Source organism: Chryseobacterium sp. ISL-6, from assembly GCF_018613715.1.
Lineage (GTDB): Bacteria > Bacteroidota > Bacteroidia > Flavobacteriales > Weeksellaceae > Chryseobacterium > Chryseobacterium paludis.
In genome coordinates this window covers 14,646-34,581 of the sequence record NZ_JAGGPT010000001.1, presented here as the reverse complement: position 1 = coordinate 34,581, position 19,936 = coordinate 14,646, and the positions used below count along the sequence as shown (strand labels likewise).

Genomic DNA, 19,936 nt, shown 5'->3' with positions numbered 1-19,936 from the left:
TTAGTTATGGGTTTTGTAGTGTGTTTAATTCTCCTTTAGCTTTAATTAATTTGATCTCAGCCTGCTTATAGTCTAACAATGCATTTGAATAATTCTGTTTCGCTTCTGTTAAAGCATTTTCAGAATCCAAAACTTCTGTAAGCGTAGCCAAACCGTTCTGGTAATTGGATTGAGTATTTTTCTGTACTCTTTCTGCAAGGCCTACATTATCTTTCATGCTCTGGATATTAATGATTGAATTCTCCATATTGGAAATTGCATTTTTATAATCCAAACTTAAACTTAACTGGGTATTCTGAATATCCTGATCTAAATCCTGAATATCAATTTCCGCCTGTTGGATCTTAGCTTTTGTAGCACCACCTGTGAAGATCGGAACATTTATATTCAATCCTATTGCAGAATAATCACTCCAAAGTACACCATTACTCAGACCATTGGTAAGAGGAAATTTCTTTCCTGTTGCAGCCCACGCATAGTTTGCCTGAAGACTTACAGTAGGATAAAGATAAGCTTCCGTCGCTTTCTTATTAAACACGAGAAGCTCTCTGTTTTTGTTCTTTACTTTCAGCTCTAAACGATCGTCCAGATTCACATTGCTCATAATAAGCTCAGGTCTTGGTTCAATCGTTTTTTCTTCAAGTTCGATTTTGGTATCAATAGGAACTCCCATATAAAACTTTAAAGCATTTTTTGAAAGTTCTACGGAATTGATCAGCTGCTGTCTGTTTGATCCAATATTAGTCAGCTGTACATTTGTACGGTCGAGATCAATAGATTTGGCCAATCCATTATCCAATAAGCTTTTGATCACATTTCTTACCCTTTCGGTGTTTGAATAACTTACTTCTACCGTTTTAAGGTTTTCTTCCTGTACAAAAACCTGATAATAAGCCGTCGCTACATTTTCAATGATCTGTTCATTGGTCAATTGAGCATTCAGGATGTAAAACTCTCTTGTTGATTTTGCAGCTTTAAGACCAGTAAAAACTCTTTGATCAAATAGGGCCTGTTGAACATTTATTCCTGCATTGGTGCTCCAAGGCTGTCCCAACTGAGCTGTTATCCTTTGTCCACCAAATTCCAGCAACGACTGCTGAATAATAGGATTATAGGTTAAGGCAGCAGTACCAGTAACTTGAGGTAATGCCCCTGCTCTGGCTTCATCAATTTTGTATTCAGCTTTTTTGATCTGTAAAGCAGCTTTTTTGGCTTCTGCTTTATTTTGGAGCGCCTGCTTGATAGCTTCCTGTAGGGAAACCTGCTGTTGAGCAGACACTGATGAATAGCCGAAAATCATAAATGCTGCAGCTATCCCAATTTTTAGCTTGATTGCAGTTATACGTTTTCTTTTCATAATTTATTACTTCGTTTATTTTTTAATAGAATGTTGTTCTCAAAATACTTTATTCCTAAAGGACGTATCATATTTAAAAATACTTTAAGTTTTTAACTAATTTTTAAATAACATGTTAAGTATGATCTCTTTTCGCTCTGATATAATCTTATCAAATTCTTTATCACTTATCATTAGATTCTCCATTAAAAGAGGTCGTATGGCACTTGGAAAAACTAAAAGGGAAACCATATTTAATATAAACTGAATGGGTTTCATTCTTTCAATATTTCCCAATTCCATTTCCTTTTCAATATCTTCATACATCTTTTTCAAATCCTCCTCTTCAATATCTTTCTGGTGGCAGTTTCCTTTATTGATCTGCGAAACAATATACGTTTCCAGATAAGGATATTGTAAGCTTGTAGCCAAACTGCCTTCTATAAACTGGCTCATCTTTTCTTTAAATGGTAAAGAAGAGTTTTGAATAATCTTAGATTTCTCCTGTTCTACCTTCTGCGCTTCATTAAAAACGATCTGCATCAGATTATCTCTGGAACGGAAATAGTAATTAATAAGCGTTCTGTTTACCCCGGCTTCATCTGCAATCTCTTGCGTAGTAGCATCAAATTTCCCTTTCACAAAGAATAAATTCTTCGCGGTTTCTTTGATCAATTCTTGTGTTTGGTCTTTTTTTGCTTGGTTTGACATTTTTGTTAAACAAATTTGTGCAAATGTAAATCAAAAATTTTTTTTGACAAAATTGTTAAACAAAATAATTAAACAATTATTATGATTTACATCATGTTTTAAAACAAACAGTTAGAGATTAATGATTCTTAATCCCAATAAAGTGAGGCATTTTTATATATTTGCCGCAAATTAAAAATCGATGCGGAAAACTTTATTTTTGTTTATTTCATTATTATCAAATATTATTTATTCACAATGTAATAATTGTTCTAAAAACTTTGGAGATTGGGTTCATGATGAAATGGTTGGAATAAAAAAAACAAATAATGGTTTTTTATATGTTTATCACTATGATAATAGTACCTACTCCAAGATGATCAAATTTGATTTTAACTGCAATCAAATATGGACAAAGACAGAAAATATACAATCATTTACTATAGATGATCAAGGTAATATTTACACTTTAGGTACATCAGGGTATTATATGAATTATGTAAATAAACTTACTAAATATGATAGTAATGGATTATTAATTTGGGAAAAAGAATTTACAGGAGAGGTCAATAGGCTCGCAAAGAATATTTTTATCCATCAAAACACAGTAATAGTTACTGGAGTTTTTAGCTATACTTTAAATTTTTCAAATCAAGTACAGCTAATTAATAATAGTGGTAATACTCAGCCCTATCCCCGTGCATTTATAGCAAAATTTGACACTAATGGAAATTTTTATAATGCAATACAATTAGGTCAAAATATGGAATTCTTTAAAGATTCAGAAATGGATAATGATGGAAATATTTATATATCAAAATCTCACGCCAACTTTGAATATAGTAAGATCGAAAAGTTTGACATTAATTTACAATTAATACTCTCCAAGGAAATTTCAAACAACACCAGTTCTTATTGGGCATATTGCCCAACTAACTTACACTATAATAAAATAAACAATAAAATGTATGTTTATGGTAGTTTTGCAATTTCAACAAAAATAGATAGTATACCCTTTACTACAAACAGTACAAGCAATGGAGTAATACAAAGTATAATTACAGAATTTGATACTAATAATTTAAGTTTATTAAGATATTTAAAGTTTTACAACAACTCCTATTTAGAAATACCAAAAGAAAGTAATAGTAATACGAGAACATTAAACAAAGCGTATTTTGCAGAAACTAATAATTATTTATATGTATTTGGAAGCTTTGCTAATAGCTTAACACTTGGAAACACAACAATTACAGGTTCTAATCCAGGCACAAATAATGCCTATGAAGATCTTGTTTTATTCAAGATTAACTTAAGTAATTTTAATCCAGAATATTTAGTCAAATCAAATACAACTATTCCAACCTATCAATATGATACATTAAATGCAGCTAACGAAATTTTTGTCAATAATGACGATATTTATCTTTCTGCAAATTTTACTAGTAAACCAATAGTAATGAATGGAAGCACTATAAATAATAACAGTGGAAACGGACATGTTGATGTGCTTTTGTACAAATATAATTCAAATTCTCAAAATCCTAATCCACTTTCTTCAAATTCTCCTGTTTGCAATGGTTCAATCATCCAATTAAATGCAACCGGCGGAACAACGTACAACTGGACAGGACCAAATGGATTCACTTCTAATCAACAAAATCCTACAATTCCAAATGCTACAGTAGCCAATTCGGGAACGTACACCTGCCATATTTCTGGTTCACTAGGTTGCGATGGAACTTTTACTGTAAATGTAGTAGTTGGAGATAATATAGCACCAATTCCCAATATTGCAAACTTACCAGATATCACAGGAGATTGTCATACAACAATTTCTAATTTTCCTGCCGCAACAGATAATTGCGCTGGAGTTATCAATGCAACAACTACGGACCCGCTTTCTTATTCAATTCCTGGAACATATGTCGTTCATTGGACCTATAATGATGGTCATGGGAATACGGCAACACAAAATCAAAATGTAATTATCAGTTCCCCGGCTCTTCCTGTAACAACAAATCCAACACAAATATTTTGTTTAACGAATCAGCCCAAAGTTTCAGACCTTCAAATTACAGGTCAAAATATCAAATGGTATGATGCTAATGGAAATATTTTAACACCTGTAACAGCACTTGTAAACGGACAAACCTATTACGCTTCTCAAACCATTAATGGATGTGAAAGTAATAAAACAGCCATTCAGGTAACCGTAAATACGACTCCTAAACCAATAGCCAATACAGCTCAGGATTTTTGTGCCTCAATAAATCCAACATTAGCTAATCTGGTCGTTACAGGAACTTCCCTGGTATTTTATGATGGAGCAGGAAACATTCTACCACTTAGTACAACATTAATTCACGGACAAACTTATTTTGTAACACAAACTATAAATGGATGTGAATCTGAGAAACAAGCTATTGCAGTTACTTTATCGGTGAATAATGTTCCTGCTCAGGATCTCACAGCTGCGATATGCAATGACACAACAGGAGCTACAATGAGTATTAATCTTCATTCATATGAAGCCAATATCATTGCTAATCCAAACAATTATACTTTTGTTTATACGGACAGTACTGGAAATATTATTCCAAACCCATCCAGTTATATAATGAGCATCGGTTCCACCGTTATTCATGTAAAAGTATCTACCGCTGATGGATGTTTCACCGTGGTAAGATTGAGTTTAACATTAAATCCAAAACCGAAGATCAACTTTCCGGATCAGCTTGATTTTTGTCAGGGTAAGACTATAACTTTAGATGCAGGAGCCGGATTCACATCGTACCTTTGGAATACGGGAGCGACTACACAAACGATTGTGGTTTCAACTCCAGGAAATTATTCCGTGAAAGTGACTAATAGTTTCGGTTGTGAAAACATTGCCAGTACACAAGTCAGCTACTCTATTCTGGCAGAGATTGTTTCTGTAACCATTACCAATAATTCCGCAACAATACTTCTTTCAGCAACCGGAAACTATGAATATTCGTTAGATAATATCAACTGGCAGGATTCTAATGTATTTACCAATCTGAGTATGGGAGAATACATTGTTTATGTAAGAACGAAATCAGGATGTATCATTGGGCAAAAAAACTTTTCTATTTTTAATATTCCGAACATGATCACGCCTAATGGTGATGGCTTCAACGACAAATGGAGAATAAAAGGTCTGGAAAATTATACTGGAACTGAAATAGGAGTCTATGACAGAAAAGGCATCCCGGTATTTAAAGACATCATTAATAAAAAACCCTTTGAGTGGGATGGAAAATACAATTCAACTCCATTATCAACAGGAAATTATTGGTACCTAATAAAAGTATCAGACGGAAGGATATATAATGGATGGTTACTCATTAAAAACAGAGACTAAAATAAAAAACGAGCAGAAATTTCTGCTCGTTTTGTTTTTACAATAATCTAATTTTATCTTCTAAAATATCGATAATTTTATCTTTATAGAGTCCTCCAATCGCTTTCTTGAAGTTCTTTTTACTCATCTGGATCTCATCTTTGATCTCTTCAGGAGAGGACTTGTCTGATAAATGAAGAAGTCCATAATTTTCTTCAAGCTTGTTAAGTATCTTTTGTTTAAACTCATCAACGTTTTCAAATCCTTCAGGCTGTAAAGAAACATCTATCTTACCATCTTCACGGATTGTTTTGATATACCCTGTTTCTTCAGATAATGGATACAGTTTTTTGAAAACATCAGAAGCATAAATCAATCCGATATATTTTTTATTGATGATCACATTCCAGCCTATTTCGCTTTCATTCATCATGATCAAATCTACTTTATCGCCTTTTTGGAATGGCAGATTTTCATATTGAGGATTTCTTTTGAATTTTGTGGTCCCTGTAATCAGGTCCATATCTTCATCTACATAAAGATATACAAGATATCTCTTTGCTTCAATGATCTTGGATTTTTGCTGTTTGTAAGGAATAAATAAATCTTTAATAATTCCCCAATCCATAAAAGCTCCACTAGGAAGACTTTCTACACAGCTCATTACAGCAAACTCTCCCACTTCAGCCAATGGAATTTCGGTTGTTGCTTTTAATTTACCATCATCCTGATAAACAAAAACCTCAACCTCATCATCAATTTCTTTATCTTCCTGAGTGAACACCTTAGGCAAAAAAGCTTTTTCACCAGATTCATCACTTAAGATCCATCCTGAATTATTTTTTTCTGAAATTTTTAAAGTCTGAGTTCTTCCGAGTTGCATTAATGATTGAATTAGTCTGCAAAGGTACGGAAATATAAAATTAATCATTAATAAATAATCATTGAAGATAGATAAATCCATATTCTATAGAACCAAGAATAAGCCTATCACTCTTTAATTTCAAGCATCTCAATACAGGTTATGATTTAAAAATTGATAAAGAAAAAAAATTTTAAAGGAATTACTTTGGAGTACAGTTTAATATGGCTCCGGTAAAATCATCTAAATTTTATGAGAAAATGAAAGTGATACAATAAAAAAAGAAGCACTAAGCTTCCCTTCCTTTTATCATGATTTTGTTATAAATTCCATCAATTCCCGTTTGCTGCTATCGAAATCAAAGGCATCATAAACCAAAAAATACTTGTTTTTATCTGCACAATTACGATACATAGATTTAGCCAGCGCCAATTTATTTTTGTCAAAACTTAAAGACTTTACCAGGTCTCTTATTTGCCGAGAAGAAAACATTGAATTACGCATTTGCTGATTGATCATACGAATTTTTCCATCATCAAATTTCTCATTGTCTTGCAACATTTCAAAAAACTGACTAAAAGTACGATCATCCATCGCATTTCCTGACTGATTCCAATTTCCTGATTGATTCCCATAAGGATCATTCCATACATCATTCCAATCATTAAAACCATAAGACTGGCTCTTGACAGGATATGAATCCAATAGATACAAGCCTTCATTCGTAAAAAAATCCAATACCAATCTGTTATTATTCCGAAGCATTAAAGTGGTTTTATAAATTAGAAAACCATTATCATAAATGGATATTGGCATTCTACCAGACTGCAAATCAAAAAAACGATATTTACCCGAACCATTAGAAATTGCCTGATCTCCTAGTTCAACGGTAAAGTAACCCAATTCTGGAATTCTTAGAAAAACTTCGGCATAACCATAGTTTTGATTCCATTGATAATTTGGAGTCCTGAAACCATTATTTTGATTATTCTGATTCCTAAAACCTGAATTATTTTTGTTGCTGTTTTTATTATCGAAACCTTGTGTTCTTGCAGATTGCATTTCTGTCTTTGAAGCTTCATTTTTTAAGAGTTCACCTGCTTTTCCAGCTTCCTGAGCAAAAGAATAAATTCCGGCGAACAATACTAAACCAATAAATATTTTTTTCATTTATTTTACTTTATATGTGCATCTCTATTTCTATGCCAAAAAAAAGAGAAACCTAAAATAGGTTTCTCTTTTTTTATTTAAATTTTGAAATTTTTAATCTTTCAATAAAATATTAGATATGAATAGGTCTCTTACCTGTAGCATCCAATGCAGCTTCTTTGATCGCTTCTGCATACGTTGGGTGAGCATGAGAACTTCTTGCTACGTCTTCAGCACTTGCACGGAATTCCATTGCAATTACGCCTTCTGCAATTAAGTCAGCTGCTCTGGCTCCGATGATATGCATTCCTAAAATCTCGTCCGTTTTTTCATCAGCGATGATTTTAACCAATCCATCAACATCACCACTTGCACGGCTTCTTCCTAAAGCTCTCATTGGGAATGAACCAACTTTAATAGCAACACCTTCTTCTTTCAGTTGCTCTTCAGTTTTACCAACACCAGCAACTTCAGGCCATGTATAAACAACACCAGGAATTAAGTTATAGTTGATATGTGGCTTTTGACCTGCTAATATTTCAGCAACCAAAGTACCTTCCTCACTCGCTTTATGAGCAAGCATCGCTCCTTTGATCACATCTCCGATCGCGTAGATATTAGAAACGTTAGTTTGTAAGTGATCGTTTGTTTTTACTCTTCCTCTTTCATCAAGCTCAACACCTGCTTTTTCAAGCCCAAGACCTTCTGTATAAGGCTTTCTTCCTACAGAAACTAAACAATAATCTCCTTCTACAACTACTTCTTCTCCTTTTTTATCTTTAGCGGTAACTTTTACAGTATCTCCATTTCTCTCCACTGCAGAAACAGCCGTAGAAAGCATAAACTTCATTCCTTGTTTCTTAAGAACTTTAGTCAATTCTTTACTTAATGCACCGTCCATTCCAGGAATGATCTTGTCCATAAACTCAACTACTGTTACCTGAGCTCCTAATCTTAAATATACGGAACCTAATTCAAGACCGATTACACCCCCTCCGATTACTACTAAATGCTTAGGGATTTCTTTAAGGGCCAACGCTTCTGTAGAAGTGATCACTCTTTCTTTATCAAGCGTAATGAAAGGAAGTGAAGACGGCTTAGAACCTGTTGCAATGATTGTATATTTTGATTCAATCGTTTCAGAAGAACCATCGTTTTTAGTTACTTTGATCTGAGTAGCAGATTCAAAACTTCCCAATCCTTCAAAAACAGTGATTTTATTTTTGTCCATCAAAAACTGGATTCCCTTAGTTGTCTGATCTACAACTTCGTTTTTACGCTCTATCATTCTTGCAATATCTGCCTGCGGCTCATTGATAATGATTCCGTGGCTTGCAAAATTATGCTTTGCATTTTCGAAATGTTCAGAACTATCTAAAAGTGCTTTTGAAGGAATACATCCAACGTTAAGACAAGTTCCGCCTAAAGTTGAATATTTTTCAATAATTGCTGTTTTGAAGCCTAATTGTGCAGCACGAATAGCAGCAACATAACCACCAGGACCAGAACCTATTACGGTAACATCGAATTGACTCATGTTATTTTATGAATTTGTTATTATTATCTATCTTAAGTCTCACAAATTTAATGATAAATTACCAAGCACCAAAGTGAGATTTATCAATTTTAAAATACCACCCGTTATCCATTTTCTGAAAGTTATAAATCAACATATACTTTCCCTTTTCCTATTGCTCCTGTATGCGAAAAATAAGACCCACCATAAAGATACCATTCCATGTTTTCAATATAATCTATGGCATTTTCAGGAGTAATTTTTTCAATATTTTTATCATTAATAATTCCTCGGTACCATCTTCCTGATCTGGAAAAAGATTCATATTCAACAAAATATTTAACCCATTTTCTTTTACATCTTCTGCATATTTCAATCGTTACTTCACCATATCTTCCATTGGTATGGTCCGTTCCCAATTCATAACTATCATAATCTTTATAGCTAATGGGTGGACTTTCGCATGTACAGTTGATTTTTGAGATCGGATTCATAGATTTAATCTTAGACTGGGAAGCAATATAGTAATTTATTTAAAATCGACAGGAGATTTTTACAAATGCTGTCTCTTATTTTTCCGGTAAATCTGTATGATAAAAAGTACCATCACAAAAGTCATCAATACGGAAGGGAGTATCTGACTATAAGGTTTGTAATCTGATAAAACTGTACCTATAAAAGCTGATAATAATCCACTTAATGCACTGATCATCTTACAGGAATGTTCATACATCCAAAGGTTACCATATTTGAATTTAGGAATCGAGTATCTTACTACATCATAGAAAATAACCAGAAATAAATATCCTACTGTTGAATAAATAACAACAGGACTCCAATAAAAACCAATAGATTTTAAATAATATAAAAAAAATAATGTGATGATCATTGCCAGTATCATTACTAACACATCCTGTAGGTATAAAGTATTGGTCTTTATTTTCACAATTCTTACTCCCGAATACGTATTGTAACCCGCCAAAACTGTGATCACGAGTAAAAATAAATTACGCTTGAAAACTACAACTCCTAAAATACCTGTAATAATGATCAAAACCATAAAGAATACAAACAAAACACCTGCTTTTTTATGAAATAGTGTTCCTTTCTTTTTAAGCAGAATAAGAAAACCGATAGAAAGCGCAATAGTCCCGCTTATAACATGAATGATAATATTGGTTAAATGAAAATTTGCGTCCATATATTTTTGAATGCAAAAATCATTAAAACACCTATCTTATTCGTCTTATTCTATAGATCAGGACCTAATTCGTTTGGGAAAATCTCTTATATTCAGAAGGTGTCATACCTGTTTCTTCTTTAAATATTTTATTGAAAGTTGATTTTGAATTAAAACCACATTCATAAGCAATACCCAGAATAGAATATCGGTTATATTCACGATTCTTCAGCCTACATTTTACTTCTTCTACCCGATACGCATTGACAAACTTATAAAAATTAGTATCCAATGTCTGATTGATGATTTGTGAAAGCTGGTTTGTTGATAACCCCAATGAAGCGGATAAAACGGAAAGGCTGAGTTCTTCATTAAGATATGGTTTTTCATCAGCCATGTAGGCGAGTACATTTTGGGATAGTCCAACGAGTTTATCATCGGGCAAAGCTGTCTTTTCCTTATTCTCATTAGTGAAAGAAATATTCTGATTGATAACAATGCTTTGTCTTAAACTGAAAAACACAATACAGGATATATAGATTGCCTGTACTGCACCCACTATTTTAAAAATATGATTGATAGGAATTGCATTTAATTTTGTCCCAAATGATATAATCCCGATAACGATGAAAAAAAGAATAATAAGAGAAAGAATGATGTATTGCATCCAGTTTAAATTAATCTTCTCTAAAGTTGAATAATATTCAGGAAGGAGCTTTTGGTATTTTTTCAATGCTAAAAAACTGAAGATTATATATAGTATCGGAGCAACTGCCATCGGCAAAGTCAGTGCATTAATAAGCAGGTTGTTTCCCCGGGCACTAAAATAAGGGATGCCATCAATGAATACAATTTTTTCATAAAAGATGGAAACCATTATGAAAACAAAATTATAAACTATGAAAAACAGGGCATGTTTCAGAATGTATGTGAACCTAAATTGGATATTAAAAGTCATCGAAATCACATACAGATAGAGCATAGCTACACTGAGTACGGGCAGTGTAAACCCAAAACTCTGTAAACTTGCAGGAAGGAAATTGGAAAATGCATAATAACTCAGATTGGTTATGCAGACTAGTAACCATAAGATCAAATAATGATCATCATGCCTTTTCCGTTTTTTTGAAAGAAGAAGAAGTATACATAAAAGCGCTACTGCTATTCCTGAAAAAGAAACCCCTTCAATGATCATATCTATTAAATTACCTGTTCATAAGGTCTAACAGCACTTTCTCATATTTATCCAGGATAATATTCTTTGAAAATCTTGATTTAATAGAATTTTTAATAGCGTCTTTATCGTACGTTTTATGTAAAATACTCATGATCTTTTGAGAAAAATCTTCATGATTATCAATATCAGAAACTTCGCCATTAACCTGATGCTGGATGATCTCATTAATTCCTCCGGGACAATTATTAGCTAAAGCGTAAGTTCCACAGGCTCCGGCTTCCAACAGTACATTAGGAAAGCCTTCATATCTGGAAGAAAGTATGAAGAGATCTGCATATTTTAAATATTGATATGGATTTTCCTGCCTTCCATGAAAGAAAACATGTTTTAGTCCCAGAAAATCTTTCATCTGATGTAGGATTTCTCTGTCCTTACCATCACCTAAAATATGAAGTAAAATATTTTCATTCTTTAATCTTGAAAAAACCTTTAATAAATTATCAAATCCTTTTCTGGAAGATAAATTTCCTATGGCTACAACATTTTTGTAATTATATTTAAAACATTCCGGTTTTTTGGAAATGGATAGCTTCTGATCAATAAAATCAAAATCTACAGGGTTATTTATTTTTACGATCTTATGAGTCTGTATATTGAAATTCTTCGTAAGATCCTTCATCATATCATCACTTTGTGCAATGATCTGCTGATAGTTATTATAAAATTTATAGAAAAACCTGATTTCTTTACGGGTAACATGCTCACTCACCACATTGGTTTCCCTGGCGATAAATTTAGTCCTTGGAAAAAGCTTTATAAATAAAGATAAATAGGCATTAACTTCTCCAAATCCAGAAAATACAATATCCGGTTTTCTTCGATAGATTTCCGAAAGAATAGGTTTTAATGAATGTCTGATTCTTTTCGTATTGATATCAATGATTTCAACATCTTTTTTGAGGAATTCAAGGTATCCACCCTGTTTACGCAAAAGCAAAATCTTAGGTTCAAAACGATCCCTTGAAAGATGATTTGCAATAGTGGTAATAATCCTTTCTGCACCTCCGGTTTCCAAGTCAGGCAGAATAAAAATAACAGAAATCTTTTTCATTATAGTAAAAAAACCTTACCCATAATATCGGATAAGGTTCATATTTTTAAATTTAATTAGCGACGTCACTAATGAATTTTATCCTTAGCATTCTTACCTCTTCATCAGAAAGCTCATCTCCGAATTCATCCAAAAGTACTTTCATACTGTCACTCTCAGAGTCATTCATGAATTCCATGAAACCATCTACAATATCTTCATCAAAATTATCTTCAACATAATAATCGATATTCAGCTTTGTCCCTTGATAAACGATACTTTCCATTTCTTTTAACAATTCATTCATCGTTAAATTCTTGGCTCTTGCAATATCCTCAAGATCAATTTTTTTATCTGTACTCTGAATGATAAATACTTTATGGCTGGATTTATTGGCAACCTGCTTCAAAACCATATCCTGAGTACGCTCAATATTATTATCTTCGACGTAAGTTTTTATAAAATCTGCGAATTCCTTACCATATTTTTTTGCCTTTCCTTCACCTACTCCATAAATTTTAGCTATTTCTTCCAACGTGATCGGATATTGAATCGTCATGTCTTCCAAACTAGGATCCATGAATACCGTGTAAGGAGGAATTCCGTATTTTTTAGCTACCTTTTTTCTTAGTTCTTTTAGAAGTCCAAATAAATTCTTATCCATAGTACCTCCCGCTTCCATTTGAACCTGATCGCTCTCTGCTTTTGTTTGTGACAGATCAAATTCACGGTCTTCGGCGATTAAAAAGGCATGTTCTAATTTATTATCCAAAACCTGTAGCCCTTTTTCAGAAATCTTTAAAACACCATAAGTTTCAATATCCTTTTGTAAAAAGTTTTGAACAGTCGCCTGTCTTAGAATTGTTTTCCAGTAATTATCTTTTTCCTCCTTTCCGAAACCGAAATAAGAAGTTTGTTCTAATTTATAGGACTTTGTCACCGCATTTTCTTTTCCTACGATAACAGAGATCAGATCTTTAGATTTAAATTTTTCTCCGGTTTCTTTGATCAGCTCCAGAACCTTTTTCAAATCTTTCGTGGCATCTTTTAATTTTGGTGGATTCGATGCATTATCACACATTTTAGCTCCCTCACCGGTAACAGGATCGAAAATTTCCCCAAAATAATATAGAATATACTGTCTTCTGCTCATAGAAGTTTCAGCATAACCTACTACTTCATTTAAAAGCTGCAACCCGATCTCTCTTTCAGAAACAGGCTTCTGAGCCAGGAATTTCTCAAGCTTTTCAATATCCTTAGGATCATAAAAAGCTAAACAATATCCTTCTCCGCCATCTCTTCCGGCACGTCCTGTTTCCTGATAATAACTTTCCAAGGATTTTGGAAAATCATAGTGGATTACAAAACGGACATCCGGTTTATCAATCCCCATCCCAAATGCGATGGTAGCAACGATAACATCAGCATCTTCCATAAGGAATTTATCCTGATTAGCCACTCTTACCTTTTGATCCAAACCGGCATGATAAGGTAGTGCATTGATCCCATTCACCTGTAATAACTGGGCAAACTCTTCTACCTTTCTGCGGCTCAAACAGTATATAATTCCTGATTTACCTTTATGCTGATTAATAAATTTAACGATTTCCCGATCTACATTAACCTTCGGGCGAACCTCATAGAACAAATTGGCCCTGTTAAAACTTTCTTTAAATACCAATGCATTAATCATTCCCAAGGTTTTCTGGATGTCATCCTGAACTTTTGGGGTTGCCGTTGCGGTAAGTGCGATCACAGGAACATCTGCGATTTTATCAATAATTGTTTTTAAATTTCTGTATTCAGGCCTGAAATCATGCCCCCATTCTGAAATACAGTGTGCCTCATCAATAGCAAAGAAAGAAATTTTAACTTCCTTAAGGAAATCGAGATAATCTTCTTTAATTAATGATTCCGGAGCAACATAGAGTAATTTTGTTTTACCACTTTTAATATCATCAAAGACCTGTTTAGTCTGTGTTTTATTTAATGATGAATTTAAAACATGGGCTACTCCATCATCAGATGAAAGACCATTTACGGCATCTACCTGATTTTTCATTAAAGCTATTAAGGGAGAAACTACTATTGCCGTCCCTTCGGAAATAAGTGCCGGAAGTTGGTAACATAATGACTTACCTCCTCCTGTCGGCATTAAAACAAATATATCCTTCCCCTCTAACAGGTTTTCTATGATTTGTTCTTGTTGACCTTTAAAAGTAGAAAACCCGAAATACTTTTTCAATTCGCCTGATAAATTGGCTTTTTTTGCGCTCATCTAATTTTCTATTGCTAAATTTGCATCTAATCCAAAGTTATAAAATTTTTGCTTATAATAAAAGCGAACGAATTTATAAAAAATAAAATTTATATTAAATATTCTTTTTAAAGTATAAATTTATATCGGAAGAATTTTGTATACAAACTGTAAAGGTAAAAATGGAAAGAGATAATATCATTTCAATAGCAAAAAGTACATTAGAAATAGAAATTTCAGAACTTGAAAAATTAAAGAACAGAATAGATGATCAATTTGTAAAAGCAGTAGAGGTTATTCATTCTGCGAAAGGAAAATTAATCGTTGTAGGAATTGGAAAATCAGCTCACGTTGGAAATAAAATTGTGGCCACATTAAATTCTACAGGAACTCCTTCTCAGTTTTTACACGCCTCAGAAGCCATTCATGGAGACCTGGGAGTAATTCAAAAACAAGATGTTGTTTTATGTATCTCAAATTCTGGAAACTCTCCGGAAATTACCAATCTCGTTCCGTTTCTAAAAGATTATTCTTCTGCATTAATTGGAATGACCGGTAATAAAAAAAGTAAACTGGCAGAATTTTCTGATATTATTCTTGATACCCATGTTGATTTGGAAGCTTGTCCCAATAAACTCGCTCCCACAAGTTCCACTACCATTCAAATGGCTCTTGGAGATGCTTTGGCAATCTGCTTGATGGAACTTAATGATTTCAAAGAAAATGATTTTGCAAAATTCCATCCTGGTGGAAGCTTAGGGAAAAATTTAACCTCAAGAGTTGAACAGTTTCTTTCTTCACAAAAACCTCAGGTTACAGAAGATGCTCCTGTAAGAGATGTTATTATTTCAATCAGTGCATCAAGCCACGGAATCACTGTAGTCACCAACGACGAAGAAATTATCGGCGTGATCACAGATGGGGATTTAAGAAGAATGCTTCTGAAAGGTGAAGACGTTTCCAAGGTTTTGGCTAAAGATATCATGTCTGCTCATCCAAAAACAATCGAAAAAAATGTTTTAGCTAAAGAAGCTATGAAAGTTCTGAAAGAAAATAACATCGGACAACTTATCGTTACTGAGAATGGTAAGTATTTCGGAATTATAGATCTGCATAAACTGCTGGACGAAGGAATTAACTAAACTCAGATATTTGGAGTTTTATTTAAAGGCCAGACTTAAGCCCTGATAAATTAAAAACCAGATTCTATAAATATTTCATAAATTTGAAGCTTAAATACATATTCTGTGAGTGAAGGTAAAGAAATGTCCTTTCTGGGACATATTGGAGAATTAAGAGGTCATCTTGTCCGCTCAATTATTGCTATTATAATCGCCGCTTTTATTATTGGTTTTAATATCAATTGGATCATGGACCATATCTTTTTTGGACCTACAAGAAATGACTTCCCTACTTTTAGAATTGTCAATCATTTTTCAAGAATAATATTAGGAAGTGATAGTATTCATCTACCTAAAGAATTTCCTGTTCGTGTACAAAGACTTTACCAACAGTTCAATGTAATGATGGCTGTTTCTATTTTTGGCGGGATTGTTTTGGCATTTCCATATATTGTATGGGAATTATGGCGTTTTATAGGTCCTGCTTTACATCCTAATGAAAGGAAAAACTCAATTTTCATTATCAATGCAGTTTGGATTTTATTTATGTCAGGAGTTTTATCCGGATATTTTTTAATCCTTCCTTTTGCGGTTAACTTTGGGGTGATCTTTAAGATTTCAGATATCATTATCCCCCTTTACGATTTAAGTGATTATACCACTTTGTTTTTACAGGTAGTTCTGGGAATGGGGGTTGTTTTCCTTTTTCCAATTCTGATTTACTTCCTTACAAGCATAGGAATTTTAAATCCAAAATTCATGCGGACTTACCGCAGACATGCCATTGTTCTTATTATGGTAGTCGCTGCTATTATAACTCCTGCAGATGTTTTAAGCATGATCATGGCAGCATTACCGTTGCTTTTATTGTATGAATTCAGTATTGTAATGTGTTCTTACACCTACAAAAAAGTTCAGAAGCGTGACGGAAATCTTCCTGTCGTTCAGAAATAAATAATTAATTTATAATAAAAAGAGCCGGTTTTCATCATTGAGAATCGGCTCTTTTTCCTGTAAACATTAAATACTCAAATTATTTTTTTCTTTAAAACAACAGCATTAAAACAAATAATAAACAAATTATCATTATTATAAAAAAAACACTCATATAAACAAACAAAAATCATAAAATAAGCATAAAAACAAATATTCTTATAATTAAATGTTTATTTTTGCAACAAAAACATAAATTAAATCAATTTAATTATAAACACGATGAACAAGAAATTTATTTTCGCATTTGCGTTAGCTACCAGCCTAACGAGTTTACATGCACAGCGTTGGGAGCCTATTTCCCAAAAGATCACTCCAATAAGGAAAGAAGTAAAGGTAATCTATTCTTATAAAGTTGATCTCAATTCCCTGAGAGAGCTTTTGAAAAATGCACCAGAAGCTGGAAAAGGAGCTACTCCTGTAGTTATTTCTTTACCTACAACAAACGGCAGGATTGAAAGATTCTCTGTTTACAGTTCCCCTTCAGTTGAAAAATCAATGGCTGACAGATATGAGCTTGGAGCCTATTCAGGTGTTGGATTGGATAATCCCAGTAAGCAGATTAGATTCAGTACTGCTCCCAATGATTTCCAGTCGATGCTTTTTGATACCAAAACAGGGCAATATGAATTTATAGAACCCATCAATAAAGAAAAAGATGTATACGGAGTATTCTTTAAATCTAATAAAACATCGGACGGGAGTCCTTTTGAATGTAAAACATCCGAATCTGAGCAATCAAAAAAGCAGATGAAAAAGTTATTGCGATCAAAAAGAAATGGCAATAATATAGGAAATTTGGCTAAAAGTAATGACCAGAAATACAGAACGTACAGATTAGCGATCTCTGTAAATGGTGAATATACCCAACTCGCAGGAGGTGTTCCTGGTGCTGCAGCCCGCATCAATACAACCATGAACCGGGTAAATGGTGTTTTTGAAAAGGACTTTGGTGTCCATATGATTGTTCAGGATCTCCCACAGCTGATATTTACGGATCCTGCTACAGATCCTTATTCAGATGTTATATGGGATGTACAAAAGAGCAGGTGGAACTATCCTGAGGAATGGATTTTAGAGATCCAACAAACCCTTACCTCTACCATAGGTAACAACGCTTACGATATTGGACACTTCTTTGGACACAGAGGTGCCGGAGGACTTGCTGGTGATATCGGAAATGTATGTAGAAACCCTTTCAATAATGATGATAAAACTTCAAAAGGAGCAGGGATCACCTCACCTAGCACAGTTGATCAACCATACGGCGATACCTTTGATATAGACTTCGTTGCCCATGAATTAGGCCATCAGTTTGGTGCTGAACACACAATGTCTACTAAGCTACATGGCTCTCAAATGGAGCCCGGATCAGGGTCAACGATTATGGGATATGCAGGAATTACCACCGCTAATGTACAGATGAATTCAGATCCTTATTTTCACATCAGAAACATTGAACAGGTACAGGCATATACAAACTCTCAAAATTGCGGTATTGTAACCCCTATTACAAACACTCCACCGACAATACAAGCATTTACTAATAAAACAATTCCCAAAGGAACCGCCTTCGTATTGACAGCCTCTGCAATAGATACAGAAAATGACCCGATGACCTATACATGGGAGCAATATGATCTTGCATCAACTACGCTTGATCAGGTAAGTCCTACCCGAACTGATGGAGCCAATTTCAGATCATTACTTCCTACAGATTCCCCAACACGATATTTTCCAAAGTTTTCAAGTGTTCTTAATGGAACCCTTACCAACACTCAGGATTGGGAAACCGTATCCGATGTAACCAGAGAAATGAACTTTAAGGTAACTGTAAGAGACAATAATCCAGCTGTTACTCAACAGCAGACACAAAGTGCTCTAGCCAAAATAGTTGTTGGGAATGATGGGCCATTTAAAGTAACCTCATCTACAGTGTACAATGATATACCCGGAGCTATTACCTGGGATGTTGTAGATACTAATAACAGCATCTATAATGTATCAAACGTTAAAATAGACTATACTACAGATAATGGAAATACTTGGACAGTTATTACCCCATCGACCCCTAATGATGGAGCAGAGCCCTATTCATTCGCTTCGCTTGCCACAGGTTCAAGTTTAAAAATAAGGGTAAGTGCTGTCGATAATATATTTTATGCCATAGGCAATGCTACTGTCTCAGCCTCAGAAGCCTGTTCTTCAACAGCTCCAACAGGAGTTTCTATTTCCGGGATTACAAAATCTTCTGCCAGCATAAACTGGCCTGCCCTGCAAGGAGCTACCTATTCACTAATGTATAGAAAAACAGGAACTGCCACATGGACAACAACTCCTGTAGCAACAAACTCTTATTATGCTTCCGGATTAGATGAAGATACCCAATATGAAGTTCAGATAGCCAATATATGTGGATCCACTATCGGGAACTATTCTACATCTATTAACTTCACAACTCTTACAATTTCTCCTTGTACAGTTTCTTCATTTCCTAGATTTGAATTCATATCCAATGTTACAGTAACCCCTAATGGAATGTCTGCTATTTCAAATGACAGTGGTCCATCACCTTATACAGACTATACTACAGATCCTACAAAACTAATTACCCTTACAAAAGGATCTTCAGGTAATGAAATTAGCATAACAAAACAATGGCCGGAAGGTCAATTTAGCGATGGAGTAACCGCTTGGATAGATTTCAATAGAGATGGAATCTTTTCCGATTATGAAATAATTTTCACCAGTGCTCCTGATGAAACAACCCCTGTTTCCGGAACCTTCTCAGTACCTGCAAATGCCTATACAGGAAAAGATACTATAATGAGAGTGATGATGAGTGACGAGCAGCCACTAGATGCATGTATCAGTCCATCATACGGAGAGATTGAGGACTACCCAATCAGAATACAGGATAATACACTTAATACCAACAACATAACAAAGGACAATGATTCCATTCAGCTTTATCCTAATCCAACAAGCGACCTATTAAACGTAACTAAAGTTTCCGCAAAAGCCAAATATACCATCATTAATATGACTGGCCAGATTGTAATGACTGGCCAGATCACAGATAATAAAATCTCGGTATCAAAACTGACTGCAGGAGCTTATGTCATTTCAATAGAAGACAAAAACACAACTTCCAATTTGAAATTTATTAAAAAGTAAAAAATAAAATTCTTTAGGTTA

General features: G+C 33.9%; 14 protein-coding genes. 4 read left to right on the top strand and 10 right to left on the bottom strand.

The window, feature by feature from the left end; all coding sequences use genetic code 11:
• Positions 1-4: 4 nt before the first annotated feature.
• Together J7E44_RS00135 and J7E44_RS00130 are read right to left on the bottom strand one after the other, a co-directional pair.
• Positions 5-1,357, bottom strand: coding sequence for a TolC family protein (locus tag J7E44_RS00135; protein ID WP_214824140.1), 1,353 nt, complete (start codon positions 1,355-1,357; stop codon positions 5-7).
• A gap of 96 nt (positions 1,358-1,453) precedes the next feature.
• Entirely contained in the window at positions 1,454-2,047 is a 594-nt protein-coding gene (locus J7E44_RS00130; protein ID WP_214824138.1) for a TetR/AcrR family transcriptional regulator, read from the bottom strand.
• 181 nt (positions 2,048-2,228) lie between these two features.
• On the opposite strand from J7E44_RS00130, the gene J7E44_RS00125 reads away from it, so the two are divergent.
• Positions 2,229-5,414: a T9SS type B sorting domain-containing protein gene (locus tag J7E44_RS00125; protein WP_214824135.1), complete on the top strand. Its 3,186-nt coding sequence runs from the start codon at positions 2,229-2,231 to the stop codon at positions 5,412-5,414.
• A 37-nt stretch (positions 5,415-5,451) separates the two neighbouring features.
• Here the strand turns inward: J7E44_RS00125 and J7E44_RS00120 are convergent, their stop codons facing one another.
• From J7E44_RS00120 to recQ, 8 genes are all read right to left on the bottom strand, one after another.
• Positions 5,452-6,276, bottom strand: coding sequence for a CvfB family protein (locus J7E44_RS00120; RefSeq protein ID WP_214824132.1), 825 nt, complete (start codon positions 6,274-6,276; stop codon positions 5,452-5,454).
• A 288-nt stretch (positions 6,277-6,564) separates the two neighbouring features.
• The gene (locus tag J7E44_RS00115) at positions 6,565-7,425 is read right to left on the bottom strand and encodes a proline and serine-rich protein 1 family protein (RefSeq protein ID WP_214824129.1); all 861 of its coding nucleotides are present in this window, start codon (positions 7,423-7,425) and stop codon (positions 6,565-6,567) included.
• Positions 7,426-7,537: 112 nt separating this feature from the next.
• Positions 7,538-8,941 carry a dihydrolipoyl dehydrogenase gene (gene lpdA / locus J7E44_RS00110; RefSeq protein ID WP_214824126.1) on the bottom strand — a complete coding sequence of 468 codons (1,404 nt, stop codon included), beginning with the start codon at positions 8,939-8,941 and terminating at the stop codon, positions 7,538-7,540.
• 122 nt (positions 8,942-9,063) lie between these two features.
• A complete protein-coding gene (locus J7E44_RS00105; protein WP_214824124.1) occupies positions 9,064-9,414 on the bottom strand; it encodes a hypothetical protein in 351 nt (116 codons plus the stop codon).
• 59 nt (positions 9,415-9,473) lie between these two features.
• Positions 9,474-10,121 carry a DUF2306 domain-containing protein gene (locus J7E44_RS00100; protein WP_214824121.1) on the bottom strand — a complete coding sequence of 216 codons (648 nt, stop codon included), beginning with the start codon at positions 10,119-10,121 and terminating at the stop codon, positions 9,474-9,476.
• Positions 10,122-10,185: 64 nt separating this feature from the next.
• Positions 10,186-11,295, bottom strand: a complete 1,110-nt coding sequence (locus J7E44_RS00095) for a helix-turn-helix domain-containing protein (RefSeq protein WP_214824119.1) — start codon at positions 11,293-11,295, stop codon at positions 10,186-10,188.
• Positions 11,296-11,305: 10 nt separating this feature from the next.
• A complete protein-coding gene (locus J7E44_RS00090; RefSeq protein ID WP_214824117.1) occupies positions 11,306-12,388 on the bottom strand; it encodes a glycosyltransferase in 1,083 nt (360 codons plus the stop codon).
• A 52-nt stretch (positions 12,389-12,440) separates the two neighbouring features.
• The gene (gene recQ / locus J7E44_RS00085; protein ID WP_214824116.1) at positions 12,441-14,645 is read right to left on the bottom strand and encodes a DNA helicase RecQ; all 2,205 of its coding nucleotides are present in this window, start codon (positions 14,643-14,645) and stop codon (positions 12,441-12,443) included.
• Between the two features lie 161 nt (positions 14,646-14,806).
• On the opposite strand from recQ, the gene J7E44_RS00080 reads away from it, so the two are divergent.
• From J7E44_RS00080 to J7E44_RS00070, 3 genes are all read left to right on the top strand, one after another.
• Positions 14,807-15,766: a KpsF/GutQ family sugar-phosphate isomerase gene (locus J7E44_RS00080; protein WP_214824114.1), complete on the top strand. Its 960-nt coding sequence runs from the start codon at positions 14,807-14,809 to the stop codon at positions 15,764-15,766.
• A 105-nt stretch (positions 15,767-15,871) separates the two neighbouring features.
• On the top strand, positions 15,872-16,699 hold the full coding sequence (tatC, locus tag J7E44_RS00075; RefSeq protein ID WP_214824112.1) for a twin-arginine translocase subunit TatC: 828 nt from the start codon (positions 15,872-15,874) through the stop codon (positions 16,697-16,699).
• Between the two features lie 261 nt (positions 16,700-16,960).
• Complete coding sequence (locus J7E44_RS00070) at positions 16,961-19,915, top strand: reprolysin-like metallopeptidase (RefSeq protein ID WP_214824109.1); 2,955 nt, start codon at positions 16,961-16,963, stop codon at positions 19,913-19,915.
• Positions 19,916-19,936 lie beyond the last annotated feature (21 nt).